This is a genomic window from Dysgonomonas mossii, assembly GCF_004569505.1.
GTDB lineage: Bacteria > Bacteroidota > Bacteroidia > Bacteroidales > Dysgonomonadaceae > Dysgonomonas.
Genome location: NZ_SPPK01000002.1, coordinates 653,129 through 670,214 on the forward strand (window position 1 = coordinate 653,129; position 17,086 = coordinate 670,214).

Here is a 17,086-nt window from a genome sequence, read left to right on the forward strand (position 1 = left end):
GGTTGGTTTTTTTAGGTGAGAGATTCCATACTTACCCAGAGTATAGAGTATGGAATTAAATTAAGTATTATTATTTCAACAGTTTTCCGGCCAGTCCGGGAGACTGTTGATTATTAACCTTTACCGTGATGATGAGGTATATCTTCTTTTTCCTATTCGTTTTTATTATTGTTCCTGTGAAAGCTTCGGATACATTGGTTGACAGGCAAGCTACAGAGCGAACAAAAAACTTATATCAGAATTTGAAAGATATACAGAAGAGCGGTAAGGTTCTTTTCGGGCATCAGGAAGCTACCAGCTATGGACGTACTTGGGTTGGAGATAAGAATAGGAGTGATGTTAAAGATGTTACCGGTAGTCATCCTGCCATTATAGGCCTCGATTTTGCCAATGTGACTACCTCCGATTCAGAGCGGTTTGAGAAGGCTAAACATGAGCTCATTACTTCCGTTGTTGATACTTACAACAGGGGAGGTGTTTCCACCTTTGCTTGGCATGCTAGTAATCCCGCTAACGATGGAAGTTTTTATTGGGAGAAAGATCCTATAAAAGTTGTTCCGGACATTCTTCCCGGAGGGAAATTACACGATAAATATAAAAAATACTTACAATCTATTGCTGATGTTGCTTCAGCATTTAAAGATAAAGAGGGAGTGCTTATCCCTGTTATATTTCGTCCGTTTCATGAATATGATGGCGATTGGTTTTGGTGGGGAAAGGGACATTGTACCAAAGATGAATTTATTGCTTTATGGCGGTTTACGATCGACTATTTGCGAAACGATTTAGGAGTGCATAACTTCATATATGCATTCTCGCCCGATTGCAAGTTTACAACACAAGGGCAATTCTTAGAATACTATCCGGGTGATGAATATGTGGATATGCTTGGTCTGGACAACTATTGGGACTTTCGCCCCGATGGAGGAAACAACCCTCAGCTTGCGGCGCAGAAGCTTAAAATAGTGTCCGATATAGCCGAAAGCAAAGGTAAATTAGCAGCCTTCACCGAGACAGGATTGGAGGGGATACCCCAGTCGGATTGGTTTACGGCAACATTACTGCCTATTCTACAAAAGGTAAAGGTTTGTTATGTGCTTGTATGGCGCAATGCCAGTGATATGGCGCATCATTATTATGCACCTACTGTGGGACATCCTGCCGCTAACGATTTTAAGGCGTTCTCTCAGTCTGAAACCATATTGATGGAGAATGATGTGACTGATATATATAATTGAGACAGTTAATCATCTATTAATGATGAGAACCAGAAATACTATATATCGGACAAAAAAGAGACACGAATAAAATAGCTTGAACCTGTTACTTTTACATACACTTCGCTCCTGTGGCCGTTGGTTGTTACTTTTTAACAAACTGAAAAATGAATATATAATGAAGAAAACATTTCTATTACTAATGTCTGTAGCTATGGTACTCGTATCATGTAAGCAAAAAGAAACGATAGCAGATATGAAATTGCCTATTGATAAAAATGCCACAAAAGAAACTGTAGAGCTGTACAACCGATTGTTTAAGTCGTTAGATAAGGGTATAATGGTTGGTCATCAGGATGCTTTGGCGTATGGTCATGGCTGGTATAAAGAAGCCGGGCGGTCGGATGTGAAAGATGTGACTGGCGATTATCCTTCAGTGGTAGGGTGGGAGTTAGGACATGTTGAAATCGGGGCTCAATTTAATCTCGATTCTGTCTACTTTTCGGATATGAAGCACTATATCAAAGAGACCTACGATAGAGGTGGCATAACAACAGCCAGTTGGCATGGAGATAATATCGTAACAGGAAATACCGCTTGGGACTGTGCGCAGGATTCGGTTGTAAGAACAATACTTCCTAATGGCTCAAATCATGCAAAGTATCTCACATGGCTCGATCGTGTTGCAGATTTCTTTCTCGACTTGAAGGATGATAAAGGCACCCTGATTCCCGTGGTGTTCCGTATGTATCATGAACATACAGGAGCATGGTTCTGGTGGGGTAGTAAACAGTGTACGCCCGAGGAGTATAAACAATTGTGGATTATGACCGTAGAGTATCTGCGTGATAAGAAAAACGTACACAATCTTCTTTATGCCTATTCTCCATCAGAAACAAAAAATGAAGCCGAGTATCTTGAGCGTTATCCCGGTGATGAATATGTTGATATAGTGGGTTATGACTGCTATGTGCCGGGTAAAGACAGTGAAGCTGTAGCAAAATACAAAGAAGCGATGGATCTCAATCTTAAGATTGTAACCGGCTATGCAGCTAAGTCTGGTAAAATACCTACTATCGGAGAAACGGGAATGGAATCTATCCCGGATTCTATGTATTTTACACAAGCTGTATATCCTATTATAAACCAATATAAAATAGCATGGGTATTATTCTGGCGCAATGCCTGGGAGAGCGATAAGCCTGAACATTTTTATGCACCGTTCAAAGGTCATTCGTCTGCAGATGATTTCAGAGAATTTGTAGCTAAACCCAATATTCTGATGAATGCAGATGTAAAATAAAGACTTTCTTATGTCTTAATATACTGAAGGATAGAACTCGGTTTCTATCCTTCTTCTTTGTTATATCAAACTGTTTAGGGGCGATAGAGCAGCCAAATTTCTGATGCTTTTTAGAAGCCTTAAAATGTAGCTTTGGTATTTCAATTCTCCCTTAAACGAGCTGCCGGATGATAGAACTGAATAGTATAAAAAGGCTAAAGTCCTTTTCATTATTAACATATAAACTGCCAATCCTAAGTTTTTTTAGGCTCGAAAACTTTACCAACCAAACAAAAAGGATTACTTTTGTGGTGCATTTTTAATAAGGATAACTGTTTGAATTTAAGCACCTATAAATAACATTTATGTAAATATAGATAGGCCATTTATAATCTTTTAAGAATCAATAAAATATAACCTATATATTAAACAATTTTATTAATCATGGCTAATCAGAAAGAAAAGCTTTTCTCAAATTTTCCGCCGATATCTACTGAAGAGTGGATGGCAAAAATCGTAGCAGACCTGAAAGGGGCTGATTTTGAGAAAAAACTTGTTTGGAAAACAAACGAAGGGTTCAATGTAAACCCTTTTTACAGAAGTGAGGACCTTGAAGGCCTTAATACGGCTGTATCACTTCCGGGTGAATTTCCTTACGTGCGTGGTACCAAGAAAGATAACGACTGGTATACTCGTCAGGATATTGACGTCCGCGATTTCAAGGCAGCAAACGCAAAAGCTCTTGACGTACTTTACAAAGGTATCACATCTCTAGGATTTCATATCGAAGGAGATGACGTGAACGCCGACAACATCAAGACACTGTTGAAAGACATTCACCCCGAAGCTGTAGAGCTTAACTTTAGTACATGTCATCGCAAATCTTTGGAATTAACTAAGATCTTAGTTGAATACATCAAAGAATCGGGTGCAGATGTGATGAAGTGCTTTGGTTCTGTAAACTACGACCCTTTCAAACCTCTATTGAAAAAGGGACGTAATGCAGACGGATGGGTAGAGAAAGCAGCAGAGATAGTTAAAGCTGCGGCTCCGCTACCTCGTTTCAGAGTGTTGGCTGTTAATGCCTATGCATTGAGTGACGGTGGTGCTTACATCTATCAGGAACTTGGATATGCGCTGGCTAACGGTAATCAGTTGATGTCTGCCCTTGTTGAAGCAGGACTAGACCCTACATTGGTTGCTAAGAAGATCAAATTTAACTTTGGTATTGGCGGTAACTATTTTATGGAGATCGCTAAGTTCCGTGCAGCACGCTGGTTATGGGCAGAAATAGTAGAAGCTTACAAACCTATCTGTGCTAACGAATGTCCAAACAAATCTCCTGAAGGAATTTGTCATTGTGCTGCAAAAATATATGTTCATGCACAAACATCTACTTTCAACAAGACTGTTTACGATGCCCACGTTAACTTGCTTCGTACACAAACAGAATCAATGTCGGCTACTATTGCCGGAATTAATTCCTTGACAGTACGTCCTTTCGACGAAACATATAAAACTCCGGATGACTTCTCTGAACGTATCGCACGTAACCAACAACTGTTGTTGAAAGAAGAATGTCATTTCGATAAGATAACTGACCCTTCAGCGGGTTCATATTATATCGAGAACCTTACTAAATCTATAGCTGAACAAGCTTGGAAATTGTTCCTCGAAGTAGACGAAAAAGGATTTTATGAAGCATTGAAAGCGGCAACAGTACAAACTGCCGTTAAGACTTCAGCTGATACCCGTTTCAAAGCATTGGCTACTCGCCGTGAAGTATTATTAGGTACTAATCAATATCCTAACTTTACAGAGAAGGCTGAAAGCAAAATTGTAAAAGAAGGTTGTAATTGCGGATGTTCTTCCGAAAAAGGAGAATATATGCCGTTACCTACCAGCCGCTTAGGTACAGCATTCGAAACACTTCGCCTGGCTACAGAGAAACATGGTGCTCCTACAGTATTTATGCTAACAATTGGTAATCTGGGTATGCGTCTTGCACGTGCACAGTTCTCAAGTAACTTCTTTGCTTGTGCCGGATACAAGATTATCGACAATTTAGGTTTCGAAACAGTTGAAGCAGGAATCAAAGCTGCTCGTAAGAAAAAAGCAGATGTTATTGTACTTTGTTCTAGTGACGATGAGTACGCAACATACGCTCCTGAAGCTCATAAGTTGATCGAAGGCAAAGAACATTTTGTTGTTGCCGGAGCTCCTGCATGCATGGAAGATTTGAAAGCACAAGGTATAGAACACTTCATTAATGTGAAGAGCAATGTCCTTGAGACTCTAAAAATGTTCAATGCTAAACTGGGCATCGAATAATATTTTATAATTCGGATAAAAATGGAAACAAAAAAACCAACACTAAAAAACTGGGTGATTGCTACGCGACCATGGTCGTTTCCGGTATCATCTCTTCCTGCTCTTATTGCAATGATGTATACAATACACGTATACCCCGAAAGCTCTGCTAACTGGATATTGGGTGTAATTGCAATCATTGGCGCAGTTGTTTTTCAGGCAGGTGGTAACCTGATCAGTGATTATTACGACTATAAATATGGTGTAGACAGAGAAGGCAAGGTAGGAACAGATATTCTTACCAGCAAGCTGTTTACTCCTAAACAGGTGTTTATTTACGGATGGGCATTTATTGCTTTAGGGATAACACTTGGATTATTTTTGGTTTCGCAAGCAGGTATAGACTTGGTGTGGGTTGGTTTATTTGGTACTATAGGCGCTGTATTTTATTATCGTTTCAAGTTCAAAGCATTGGGAGACCTTCTTATCTTTCTGGTTTATGGACCCTCTATTATGCTGGGGACAGGATATGTAATGCTTGGGCACTTCGACTGGTTGTTGCTTTTTGTTTCTTTCCCTATGGCGTTTATTACTGTCAACGTGTTGCATGCAAATAATACACGTGACATCAGAAGCGACCGTTATGCGGAAATCAAAACATACGCAATGCTGATCGGGATGAAGGCTTCTGTAATACATTATTATCTGTTGACGATATTGGCTTATTTGTCTATTATCGTAATGGTGGTTCTTAATATTTTGCCGATAACGGCTCTTATCACTCTGATAACAGTACCGGTAGCATATAAGAACTGTAAGGCCATGTCGCAGATAACAGAAGATGATGTTACTCCTATTAATGAATTGGACAAAGGAACTGCTCAACTACAATTGATGTTTAGTGCATCATTGTCGTTAGCCCTAATTTTAGCTATCCTGATATGAAAAAACTTGCAGGTGCAATCCTGGTAGCAATAGTCTTTTGGTTTGTAATGTTTTCGCAATGGACAAGCCCGCATATCAATTTCTGGTATGTTATGCTTGCTGCCGCAGGAACACTTACAGCTTTGAGCTTTCTGTTTAGAAAAGACTGGAAAGCCGAGTTCTCATTCAATATAAAAGATGTTGCTTTGGGTGTTGGCTCTGCAATCGTATTATGGGGAGTTTTCTATTTAGGTAATGCAATCTCCGGAATGCTTTTCGATTTTGCTCATCCGCAAGTAAGCGATGTGTATGCCATGAAAGACGGGCAAAGCAAATTGTTTCTTGCATTGGCTCTATTGTTTTGGATAGGTCCTGCCGAAGAAATCTTTTGGCGTGGATATGTTCAACGTTCATTGAGCGAAAGCAAACTCGGAAGTATGAAAGCATATATTATAACAACACTTATCTATGCCTTTGTGCATATATGGGCGTTCAATTTTATGCTTTTTATGGCTGCCTTTATATGTGGGGCTTTTTGGGGATTCATATATATGAAAAACAGAAACTTGCTGACAGTGCTTATATCCCATGCTATTTGGGATGTGGCTGTTTTCATTTTATTTCCTATATCGTAAATAATCAAATAAAAAATAAATATGAAACCTAATTTCAAAAACATTGATATCAACAGTTCGGGTTTTGTTGCTACAGACGCTACAAAATGGGCTGCTGATAATGGTATAGAAGCTGACTGGATGACACCCGAACTCATTCCGGTTAAGTCTGTTTATACAAAAGAAGATTTGGAAGGGATGGAGCATCTTAACTATGCTTCAGGTATTCCTCCATTCTTGCGTGGACCATACTCGGGTATGTACGCTATGCGTCCTTGGACAATCCGTCAGTACGCAGGGTTCTCTACTGCTGCTGAGTCGAATGCATTCTATCGTCGTAACTTGGCTTCGGGTCAAAAAGGTCTTTCTGTTGCGTTTGACCTTGCCACACACCGTGGATACGATGCCGACCATCCTCGTGTAGTGGGTGACGTTGGTAAAGCCGGGGTGTCTATTTGCTCGGTAGAAGATATGAAGGTTTTGTTTGAAGGTATTCCATTGAATCAGATGTCAGTATCTATGACAATGAATGGTGCGGTACTTCCTGTTCTTGCATTCTATATCAATGCAGGATTGGAGCAAGGTGCTAAGCTGGAAGAAATGGCGGGTACTATACAAAATGATATTCTTAAAGAATTTATGGTGCGTAATACATATATCTATCCACCGGAATTCTCAATGAAAATTATCGCTGACATCTTCGAATATACATCTCAGAAGATGCCTAAGTTCAACTCAATATCTATCTCGGGTTATCACATGCAGGAAGCGGGAGCTACTGCCGACATCGAGTTAGCATATACGCTTGCCGATGGTATGGAATACCTTAAAGCAGGTATCGATGCAGGTATCGACGTAGATGCGTTTGCCCCTCGCTTGTCATTCTTCTGGGCTATTGGTATGAACCACTTTATGGAGATTGCCAAAATGCGTGCCGGACGTCTTTTGTGGGCTAAGATTGTGAAGAGCTTTGGTGCTAAAAATCCGAAGTCTCTCGCATTGCGTACTCACTCTCAGACATCAGGATGGTCGTTGACAGAGCAAGACCCTTTCAACAACGTTGGACGTACTTGTATCGAAGCTATGGCTTCTGCTTTGGGACACACTCAGTCTTTGCACACAAATGCATTGGATGAGGCTATCGCATTGCCTACCGACTTCTCTGCTCGTATTGCACGTAATACTCAGATATACATTCAGGAAGAAACTCAAATATGTAAAGAGATCGACCCTTGGGCTGGTTCTTATTATGTGGAAACACTAACAAACGAACTTGTGCATAAGGCTTGGGATTTGATTCAGGAAGTTCAAAAACTGGGTGGTATGGCTAAGGCTATCGAAACAGGTCTTCCTAAGATGCGTATCGAAGAAGCTGCTGCTCGTACTCAGGCTAGAATCGACTCTGGTCAGCAAGCAATTATTGGTATCAACAAGTATCGCCTCGAAAAAGAAGATCCTATCGATATTCTTGATGTTGACAATACCGAAGTGCGTCGTCAACAGATCGAACGTTTGAACGACTTGAAGTCTAAACGTGACAACGAAGCTGTGAAGAAAGCGTTAGCTGCTATCACAGAATGTGTGAAAACGAAGAAAGGTAACCTGTTGGAGCTTGCAGTTGAAGCTGCGCGCTTGCGTGCTACTTTAGGAGAAATCTCCGATGCTTGCGAAGAGATTGTTGGACGTTATAAAGCAGTAATCAGAACTATATCAGGCGTGTATTCATCAGAAAGTAAAAAAGACCCAACATTCCATGAAGCGAAGACACTTGTGGAAGAGTTTGCAAAGAAAGAAGGTCGTCAACCACGTATCATGATTGCCAAGATGGGTCAGGACGGACACGACCGTGGTGCAAAAGTTGTAGCTACAGGTTATGCTGACTGCGGATTCGACGTAGATATGGGACCATTGTTCCAAACTCCGGAAGAAGCTGCCCGTCAGGCTGTAGAAAACGACGTAAATGTACTTGGTGTTTCGTCTCTTGCTGCCGGTCACAAAACTCTTGTGCCTCAGGTTATAGACGAGCTTAAGAAACTTGGTAGAGAAGATATCATCGTTATTGCAGGAGGTGTAATCCCTGCTCAAGACTATGACTTCTTGTATAAATCGGGTGTGGCTGCTATTTTTGGTCCTGGTACATCAGTAACCAAAGCGGCTGTACAGATTTTACATATTTTGCTAGCTGAGTAATTTAGTTTAAAATCAAACTATAATTATATGAAAGAGCTGCCCGAATAAGGCAGCTCTTTTTTTGTATCATATTTTATTCTATTTATCTCATAATAGAGGGTGACTTGAAAGTAACAAGAGTAAAATAGTGTAATAGTCGTCACTTTTTATTGTTTGGTTTTAGTCTCTATAGAAAATAGCGATCTTTTATAGAACTGATGTATAATGTACATTATATTGCGTTTTGCAGTATATTGATGGGGTGGATAGCTGGAGTGAGCATAAAGAAAATATGATTGTAGAATAGAAATGGCTAGGATTTATAAATAATTTTTATAAATTTGTCTTTCTGCTATGTGTTAATTTGATTCTTTTTATACTTATTTGGTATCTAAAGAATGGATTAATATGTTTTATTTGTGATTATTTTTGTTGAAAAATGAGATTTGCTATACTTTTATTTATATTTTGTTCGAGTGTAAATTTAATGGCTCAGAATGCTTTAGGTGATAATGGCGAAAGATATAAGATTGCTTATGATTATTTGCTATCAGACTTTAAGACTTCAGAGCGTAACTATATAGTTTCGGATACACTTATGTTTATGGAAAGAAGCCCATTTTGGAAATATTTCCAAAAGAAAGGCGAGTCTTCGTTAGACTGCATAACTCGTATTGATAGCATTGATAATACAAATAGATTTACAAAAGAATATTCTCGCGAATTGGTTAAGCTCTTTGGTTCTGCTGAGGAAACACCAAACTTATACTTTTCTAAAATTTCCGACAATGTTTTGTTTGCCGAATATTTTTATCGCTTCGGATTGAATAAGGATTTGACTCAGGCTCCTCCTAAATACAATGGTAGCTATCGCTATCTCTTTATCTTTGGTTCAGATAATAGTATTGCCGATGTTCTAAAACAGGTGGTTGCCTATAAATAAGATATACTTTGTTTTTAGGATCAAAGCTTTTCTATTCCGTTCGGTGTTTTTATTATTTTGTTTGCCTTTACGTTACGGCGTATTTCTTTATTTCTCTCTATTAGTTCCTTGTTTTTGTATGGGCGAGAATGATCCAGGTGTACGCAAATAGCTGAATATCTGATTTGTTTAGAATGTATTCCCATGTTAACCAGTCGCTCCCCAAACTCCCTGTCCAATCCTCCATATTGCATAGACTCGTTAAAACCATTGATAGCCAGCATGTCTTCTTTCCATCCTGATGAGTTGCAGCCATTCCATGAGGCTTTTGCGGGTGTGATGAAATTCATAAATGAAGCAAAGGTTTTAGACTTTAAGAGTTTAGTATTCTTGAAAGAACTCTTCAAGCCGTGTTGTCTTAGCCATTTAATATCGAATGCATTTTCGGAGATGATATCTTCATAAGTAATAGTTTTGCTGATCTCCATCGGTAATTTGGGATATCCGCCTGATAAGAAATATCCTTTTTCCGCATATCTTAAATGAGTCTCAATAAAATCCTTTCGAGGGATACAGTCGTGGTCTGTGAATATAAGGTATTCTGATTCTGAAGCTACTATGGCATCGTTTAGTATTTTGCACTTTCTGAAACCTTCATCTGCGTGCCAGATGTGCTTTATGTTCGGTAAATATTTATTCCTGAATTTATCTATTAATTCTCTGGTGTCTTCACCCGAGCCATCATCTGCAAGGATTAATTCGAATGTACTGTGAGTCTGTAGAGTATATCCCCATAAGGTTTTTTCTAACCATTCGGGATTATTGTAAGTTGATATGACAATCCCTATACTTTGAGGTTTTATATTTCTCATCTTATAATATATAGCCTGTAGATTTTAGTATGACCTTTTTGTAAGACAAAATTACAGTAAAAAAGTATATATCAACTATGATGTAGTAACTAAATGAAATGAGCTTTAAATAAGCCTCCTTGAATACTCAAGGAGGCTGCGCCTGCAGTTTGCTAAATTGTCTGTGTTAATGTCAGGCGTCTGCATATACATAAATTACTTTCGTGTATATTCCTACTCCAAAAAACATTTAGCTTTTTGACTTATTCCAATTTTATCTATACTATAGACGTAAAATTGTATATCTTTTTTAAGAGGGAATTATAGTTTTTCTTATTTACTGTGAATAACAAATCTTTTCTTGGTAGGAAAATATAGAGTTATGCAGTTTTAATAAATTTATGTAAAAGTTTCCCTTATGTTTTAATCTTCAATACCTCGTGTAATTAATAACAAAAGTAACTTTTATTTTTATATTATCAAGTGATTTGATATAAAAAAAGAGAAAAATTATACTTGTTTTTAATCATTCTATATTGTGCTATGATTGGTAGTTAGGTGTAGTCTGTGTGTAATTTATATAGGCTAATGTAATTTTTGATTGTAAAATAAAATAGTATAGGAAGGTATTCAATTTGGTTAAAAGCGTTATATTGTTAATAACTAATTAGTATCATGTTTTTTAGTTTTATTAAAAAAAATTATTTTTGCTATCCGAAGATTTTAAATAAAAAATAATAGACGATGACTAAAACACTTCTAATATTTAAAGAGGGAATAGCAAAATCGCAAAAAGTAAGAGAGAGACTTGTGAAAAATATTGATAGACAAACTGATACAGAGATTACACTGAACTTATCGGATTTGGATTTTGATTTCAATAGAAAAGAGGTGAAAATTTCGCACTATATTAAAGATACAGAATATCCGGATGTCGTTCTTAAATTTAATGATTTTATATCATTAGTTCAGAGCTAATTGAATATCTCTAATATAAGAGGTTAAGATCTTTGGTGTAAAGAACACTTTTAAAAGACTTTCCTCCTTTCCTTTTTATATTATAAGAATTATGTTTAATCATATCAGATATGGTTAGACATTTTTATTGTCATTCTCGATTAATCCTTAGAAGGTGATTATCGTTAAAAATGATACCCTTATATTCAGGATTCTCTCAAAAAGTTGTAAAAGGTGAAATGATCTCTTATATTTGTATTATAAGAAGTAAAATACTATAAAAAACTGTTATTTTTTAGGATGATTAGATTTATTATAAATGGTTTATAATAAAGTCTAGTCGATTAAGATAAGAGCTTTTACATTTTCTAGGGATTTTAGATTATCTACTCTGAGATGATTCGTGAAGTAAAAATAGATTCATTTGATGATATCTGTTCATCATTTAGTATTTGGATTATCAAGTATTGTTCGCAGAATTATACTTTTCCATTGTATATGGTTTGGTATAGTGATACGGATGTAGAGGGGCGTCATGCCTTCATGCTTGATAAATCAGGATGTATTTTTGCTGTTACTGATTTAGTGAAGATAAAAGAGACACTACTGAAGAATATAGATAAAATTCAACAACCAAACAATTTGATGAATTGGTTAGCTTGCTTTGGAGATATCATACCTGAGTATGTCGAATCTTATAATGTAGGACAAATAGAAAATAATATACGGGGGAATGATTTCTACGATGAGTCAATAACCCAATTTATAGGCTTTATTAATTTGTTTGGAGATTTTGTATACCAGTCGAAAGATAACCTTCTTTATGAAAGAGACTTGAATAATAAGTATATAAGCATGGTATACAAATACTACGATCAATATATTCAATCATCAAATTATAAGATCAAAGAACAATATAATCAGAAGGATAAACCGCGGTTGGAGATAAATCATCTGGAGTTACTGCATGCTTTTATCAAGATTAGGTATGTTATCGAAGAAAATATTTCAGTCGCCTATTTACAAAACACTGTTCAGTCCCTATAATGTCTGATCTAAAGATGAACGACTTCCTAAAATCCTGACAACTTTAAGTTGTAATATAAAAATAGATTATAAACTTCTGTTTTATTTCTATTTAAGTGTTTGTTTATTAAGGCGTTTTAAAATGTTTATGTTCTAAAAATACATAAGGAAATATAGTTAATTAACAAAATAAATTGAACTTTATTCTACTACTTATGGTTATATAACATGTAGTTTTGTAAAGTTTGTGTTAAGGCATGAGAAAGTCCTACGACGTGATGTTGTGGGCTTTTTTTATTTGTACATGTGTGATCGACTCGTATTAATAATATACAACAATAAGGAATAATTGCTGACTATTTTTTATCTTTATCAACACGAACTAAGTAAATAATAAAAAAGGAAGGGTCGTTATTGAAAATGGAATTACGGACAGTAAATGTTACACGCTATATAACTCCTTTACGCGAAGGAGGCTCTTTGCCTGCACTGGCAGAAGGTGACGATGGATTCAAATATGTAGTCAAATTCAGAGGGGCCGGGCATGGTACAAAAATGCTAGTTAGTGAATTGGTTGGTAGTCTTATTGCTCAAACACTCGGCTTTCGTGTTCCGGAAATAGTATTTATCAATCTGGATGAGGCTTTTGGACGTACCGAGGGTGATGAAGAGATACAAGACCTCTTGCAGGCTAGTCGTGGTTTAAATATGGGACTGCATTTTTTGTCAGGAGCGTTAACTTTCGATCCCGTAGCTGTGCAGATTGATCGTAAAACAGCCTCTCAAATAGTATGGATGGATGCCCTGTTGACAAATGTAGACCGCACAACCAAAAATACCAATATGCTGATGTGGCACAAAGAACTATGGCTTATCGATCATGGAGCGTCGCTTTATTTTCACCACTCGTGGGTAAATTGGGAGAAATATGCGCTAAGCCCTTTTACTCAAGTTAAAGATCATGTATTGCTGCCTTATGCTTTAGAATTGGAGGAGGTTGATAAGGCTTTTAAAGAGATTCTTGTACCGGAGAAAATAGAAGAGATTGTTGCTTTGCTACCGGATGATTGGTTGCATTGGGGTGAGGAAGGTGAAACTCCCGCAGATATACGTCGGGTATATGTAAACTTCCTGAAGGAGAGATTGGCACATTCAGAAATATTTATAAAAGAAGCACAACATGCCAGGGAAACACTTCTATGAATATGCTGTTATTCGTGTTGTGCCAAGGGTAGAACGCGAAGAGTTTATCAATGTTGGGCTTATTATGTACTGCAAAAGGGCTAAATATATAAAGGCTCGTTATGTGTTGGATGAGAATAAGTTGCGTTTGTTTTCGTCTGAGTTAGATTTAGAATCATTATCTATCAATTTAGAAGTGTTTGATAAAATATGCTCCGGAACAAAAGTAGGGGGTAAAATTGCATCTTACGAAATATCGGATCGGTACCGTTGGCTTACTGCCGTTCGTAGCACTTCTATACAAACATCTACTTCTCGTTCGGGATTCTCAGACGATTTGGATGATACTTTCGAGAGGTTATACAACGAATTAGTTCTGTGATTGATAAAAGAGTCAGTCCATTTTCTATTCGAATTTATAAAAAATTACATCACCTTTATAGCAATAGAGATGAGGCGATCTGAACAGATGCTATACTGTTGTGTTTAATAATATATATCCAGTCTGAAAAAAGGATAAGATTATATAAAAGGGTTTTGTTTGATTATATTTGAGGATTGTATTATATTTATGATTAAGTAGTATACAATACCAGAAAATAAAGAAAAACCAATCCTTCTTGTTTACAAAAGAGTAATATATTTATTCTGTAATATACCATTGTAACCTAAAAATACGAGTTTATAATACGATGAAAATATCTACATTGGCTATACTTTCAATGTCTCTTTTAATATTCACTGCAATGTTGTTCGGCTGTAGAGGAGGGCAGGAAAACGAAAGAATACAGTTGTTTATTCAATCTGCGGATATCGGTGACTGTAAGCTCAAAGGTTCGATGTCTTATGATTCTCTGAAAGGTGTCTATACGTTAAAGGGAGCAGGAGCTAATATGTGGGGCGGCCTGGATGCTTTTCATTTTGCATGGCTTGAGAAAGATGGAGACTTTGTTTTACGGGCAAATATTATGTTTGAAGGAGACGGAGTAAATACTCATCGCAAGATTGGTATACAAGTTCGAGAGACGTTAGATGCCGATTCTCGCTATGCTGATATTGCCGTTCATGGAGATGGGCTTACTTCCTTGCAATACAGGATGGTTAAAGGTGGCGTTACTGAAGAGCTTGTTTCAGCCAATAGAGCTCCTAGTCAAATAGAATTTGAGCGGAAAGGAAATCTTTTTAGGATGAAGACCGGAACAAGTTTAACTCCTCAAATAGCCGATAATGAGATAGAAATACAACTGCCTGCTAAATGTTACATCGGGATATTTATCTGTTCGCATGAAGAAAATATTTTAGAAACAGCATACTTCTCAAATGTTGTATTAGAATAATGCTTTTGCCTCGCTTATTCGTTTACAATATCGCTCAGAAATTCGCCTAACGGATGCATTATCTTATATATTTTAGCGGCGTATTCTGCAAAATCTTCACTCAATAATTGTTCTTTAGATATAGGTTTGCATACATAGAAGCGTTTGAGTTTTAGATATTCTGCTGCAGGATGGTTTTTGTCAAATCCATTTGGTACACGTTGAAGCGTATCCTCGTCACGATATAGATCTCCTATTTCTTGTTTAAAGTTTTTATCGTTCAATATATCACTGAATGTGTCAAAATCTTCATAGATACCACGTCTTATTTTCTTTAGTTGCGTACCATCAAGCATATAATATCCTAAAGAGAGGAATAGTTCGTCAGGATCGATATGCATATAATAGCCTGATGCCTGATCTGCTGTGCGAGCGCGAAAGATAGCACCAAAATGAGTTTTGTATGGTGATTTGTCTTGTGAGAAACGAACATCCCTATAGATACGGAAAAGACATTTCTTTGGATCGATATGTCCAATTTCAGGATCGAATGTTGCTATTTTTAATGCCGTTTCGCCTACCAATAATTCAACATCCTTGCGGGCACGTTCGTACCACGATTTATTTTCAGTAAACCATTCACGATTGTTATTCTTTTTTAATTCCAGAAGGAATTTTAGCGTATCTTCTTTTAGCATAATTTTATTCTTTTGAAGTATAGACTTGATGTTCTATTGAAAACGATATTCTAAGTAGTTTTATATCAGATATATCTTTAACTAGCTTTTTATCAGCATAAAGATATTCTAATTTTCAACAAGAGCTTCTCTTTTTAATTGTAAATTTTATATATTTGAAGAAATATACAACACAAGCTGAACCAAAACACATACTTAAAATGAAAAAAATAGGAATATCATTTTTTTTACTCACCTTGTTTTGTGCCCATAGCGCACTATATAGTCAAAATAGTTTACAAGTAGAGATATACCCTCGTCAGAAAGTGATTCTTAGTTACGAAAAATTCGATATGAATGCTTTTCGCAATCAGGTAGCGCAATCAGGTAGCCTTGATTATGTTTACACCGAGCCGGACGGTACGCAAAAACGTATATCGAACCTCCGTAAAGGGCTGCCTATAGAGGTGTATGAAGTGCCGCCCTTGCCTGCCGTATATCGTATATTCAAAGAGTTTTATCCCAATGGGAGTTTAAAACGAAAAGGAATATATTTGCCTCATCAGTTTCCTATCGGTAAATGGCTTGAATGTGATGAGCAGGGAAACTGTAGTGTCATCAATTATGATCTATACAGAGGAGCTTTTGGTTATAACAGTTTGCTTAAAGCCCTAGAAGATAAAGGCTACATAAATACTCTGGGTGGAGGTGATAACTGGTCTTTTATTGTGTGGTACAATGATAATTCGCATCAGTGGGGAGTTAAGCTGCAAAAAGGTTCTAAGTATAGAATGCTTCAGATTGATGCTAATTCCGGAGATATTCAGAGTGAGGCAGAGCATGAGGTGAAGCCGACCAACACATCAGTTTATGGTGATTACAATGCTTTTGGCGATTATTAATGTAAGGTTATAAAGAAATAAGGAAGGTATTTGAGATCTCAAATACCTTCCTTTATTTTATTTCAAATGGTGCTTGTTCTTAACTGTTGAAGTGATATAGGAATATAACAGTTTCTTCCAATGCACTTTTAGGAGAATCTTTTATCTCCAATACAACTTTTATCTCAGCTTTGGCAATACCCCTTAAGTTAACTAATGAGTCTAATTTTACTCTTAGGCGAACTTCGTTTCCTGCGACTACGGGTTGATTGAATTTTAGTTTTTCAATGCCATAGTTGATAAGCATTTTTATATTATTTACTTCTATGATCTGATCCCATAGATAAGGTAATATCGAAACCATCAGATAACCATGCGCGATAGTACTTTTAAAAGGGCTTTCTACTTTAGCTCTTTCTACATCTACGTGAATCCATTGGTAGTCTAGTGTAGCTTCTGCGAACAGGTTGATACGTTCTTGTGTAATTTTAAGGTAATCAGAAACACCAAGTTCTTTACCTACATATTGTTCAAAGTCTTGATACGAATTAATGATAACTTTACTCATAAGAATAGTTTATTAACAAACAGTCTATAAAATTATTGATATTAACCGAGATCACCAAATAAATATGGCTTTGGATTAAAAACATGATAATATTTTACTCATAATATTCCACCTAGTAAATAATTTCGTTTAGTTACAAAATTATTATTTTATAAAGAGTGATATTAAAAAATAATAAGAATAAATATGT

The 17,086-nt window shown here is 36.8% G+C and carries 16 protein-coding genes; 13 read left to right on the forward strand and 3 right to left on the reverse strand.

Annotation, left to right across the window (positions count from 1 at the left end; genetic code table 11):
* The first annotated feature begins 128 nt into the window (after positions 1 to 128).
* From E4T88_RS08125 to E4T88_RS08155, 7 genes are all read left to right on the forward strand, one after another.
* Positions 129 to 1,238, forward strand: coding sequence for a glycoside hydrolase family 26 protein (locus E4T88_RS08125; protein WP_135104957.1), 1,110 nt, complete (start codon positions 129 to 131; stop codon positions 1,236 to 1,238).
* A gap of 157 nt (positions 1,239 to 1,395) precedes the next feature.
* Positions 1,396 to 2,520, forward strand: coding sequence for a glycosyl hydrolase (locus E4T88_RS08130; RefSeq protein ID WP_135104958.1), 1,125 nt, complete (start codon positions 1,396 to 1,398; stop codon positions 2,518 to 2,520).
* A gap of 423 nt (positions 2,521 to 2,943) precedes the next feature.
* Positions 2,944 to 4,830 (forward strand): methylmalonyl-CoA mutase small subunit, encoded by a 1,887-nt coding sequence (mutA, locus tag E4T88_RS08135; RefSeq protein WP_135104959.1) that lies wholly within the window; start codon positions 2,944 to 2,946, stop codon positions 4,828 to 4,830.
* A 21-nt stretch (positions 4,831 to 4,851) separates the two neighbouring features.
* A complete protein-coding gene (locus E4T88_RS08140) occupies positions 4,852 to 5,754 on the forward strand; it encodes a prenyltransferase (protein ID WP_135104960.1) in 903 nt (300 codons plus the stop codon).
* Positions 5,751 to 6,368 carry a CPBP family intramembrane glutamic endopeptidase gene (locus tag E4T88_RS08145; RefSeq protein WP_006843133.1) on the forward strand — a complete coding sequence of 206 codons (618 nt, stop codon included), beginning with the start codon at positions 5,751 to 5,753 and terminating at the stop codon, positions 6,366 to 6,368. The genes E4T88_RS08140 and E4T88_RS08145 overlap by 4 nt, the downstream gene beginning before the upstream one ends.
* 21 nt (positions 6,369 to 6,389) lie before the next feature.
* Complete coding sequence (scpA, locus tag E4T88_RS08150) at positions 6,390 to 8,537, forward strand: methylmalonyl-CoA mutase (RefSeq protein WP_135104961.1); 2,148 nt, start codon at positions 6,390 to 6,392, stop codon at positions 8,535 to 8,537.
* Positions 8,538 to 9,003: 466 nt separating this feature from the next.
* On the forward strand, positions 9,004 to 9,459 hold the full coding sequence (locus E4T88_RS08155) for a hypothetical protein (protein ID WP_135104962.1): 456 nt from the start codon (positions 9,004 to 9,006) through the stop codon (positions 9,457 to 9,459).
* Positions 9,460 to 9,479: 20 nt separating this feature from the next.
* Here E4T88_RS08155 and E4T88_RS08160 read toward each other — a convergent pair whose 3' ends face one another.
* Positions 9,480 to 10,310 (reverse strand): glycosyltransferase family 2 protein, encoded by an 831-nt coding sequence (locus E4T88_RS08160; RefSeq protein WP_135104963.1) that lies wholly within the window; start codon positions 10,308 to 10,310, stop codon positions 9,480 to 9,482.
* Positions 10,311 to 11,033: 723 nt separating this feature from the next.
* On the opposite strand from E4T88_RS08160, the gene E4T88_RS08165 reads away from it, so the two are divergent.
* The 5 genes from E4T88_RS08165 (at position 11,034) to E4T88_RS08185 (ending at position 14,791) form a co-directional block, all read left to right on the forward strand.
* The gene (locus E4T88_RS08165; RefSeq protein WP_135104964.1) at positions 11,034 to 11,267 is read left to right on the forward strand and encodes a hypothetical protein; all 234 of its coding nucleotides are present in this window, start codon (positions 11,034 to 11,036) and stop codon (positions 11,265 to 11,267) included.
* Positions 11,268 to 11,642: 375 nt separating this feature from the next.
* Positions 11,643 to 12,293, forward strand: coding sequence for a hypothetical protein (locus E4T88_RS08170; protein ID WP_135104965.1), 651 nt, complete (start codon positions 11,643 to 11,645; stop codon positions 12,291 to 12,293).
* Between the two features lie 399 nt (positions 12,294 to 12,692).
* Complete coding sequence (locus E4T88_RS08175; RefSeq protein ID WP_135104966.1) at positions 12,693 to 13,475, forward strand: HipA family kinase; 783 nt, start codon at positions 12,693 to 12,695, stop codon at positions 13,473 to 13,475.
* Positions 13,453 to 13,836: a DUF3037 domain-containing protein gene (locus E4T88_RS08180; RefSeq protein WP_135104967.1), complete on the forward strand. Its 384-nt coding sequence runs from the start codon at positions 13,453 to 13,455 to the stop codon at positions 13,834 to 13,836. Before E4T88_RS08175 ends, E4T88_RS08180 begins: the two co-directional genes overlap by 23 nt.
* A gap of 310 nt (positions 13,837 to 14,146) precedes the next feature.
* On the forward strand, positions 14,147 to 14,791 hold the full coding sequence (locus tag E4T88_RS08185; protein ID WP_135104968.1) for a hypothetical protein: 645 nt from the start codon (positions 14,147 to 14,149) through the stop codon (positions 14,789 to 14,791).
* A 14-nt stretch (positions 14,792 to 14,805) separates the two neighbouring features.
* Here E4T88_RS08185 and E4T88_RS08190 read toward each other — a convergent pair whose 3' ends face one another.
* Positions 14,806 to 15,468: a DUF2461 domain-containing protein gene (locus E4T88_RS08190; RefSeq protein WP_135104969.1), complete on the reverse strand. Its 663-nt coding sequence runs from the start codon at positions 15,466 to 15,468 to the stop codon at positions 14,806 to 14,808.
* 200 nt (positions 15,469 to 15,668) lie between these two features.
* Between E4T88_RS08190 and E4T88_RS08195 the strand changes: the two genes are divergently transcribed.
* Positions 15,669 to 16,349 (forward strand): hypothetical protein, encoded by a 681-nt coding sequence (locus E4T88_RS08195; RefSeq protein ID WP_135104970.1) that lies wholly within the window; start codon positions 15,669 to 15,671, stop codon positions 16,347 to 16,349.
* A 79-nt stretch (positions 16,350 to 16,428) separates the two neighbouring features.
* On the opposite strand, the gene E4T88_RS08200 is transcribed toward E4T88_RS08195, so the two are convergent.
* On the reverse strand, positions 16,429 to 16,896 hold the full coding sequence (locus E4T88_RS08200; RefSeq protein ID WP_006843122.1) for a MaoC family dehydratase: 468 nt from the start codon (positions 16,894 to 16,896) through the stop codon (positions 16,429 to 16,431).
* Positions 16,897 to 17,086 lie beyond the last annotated feature (190 nt).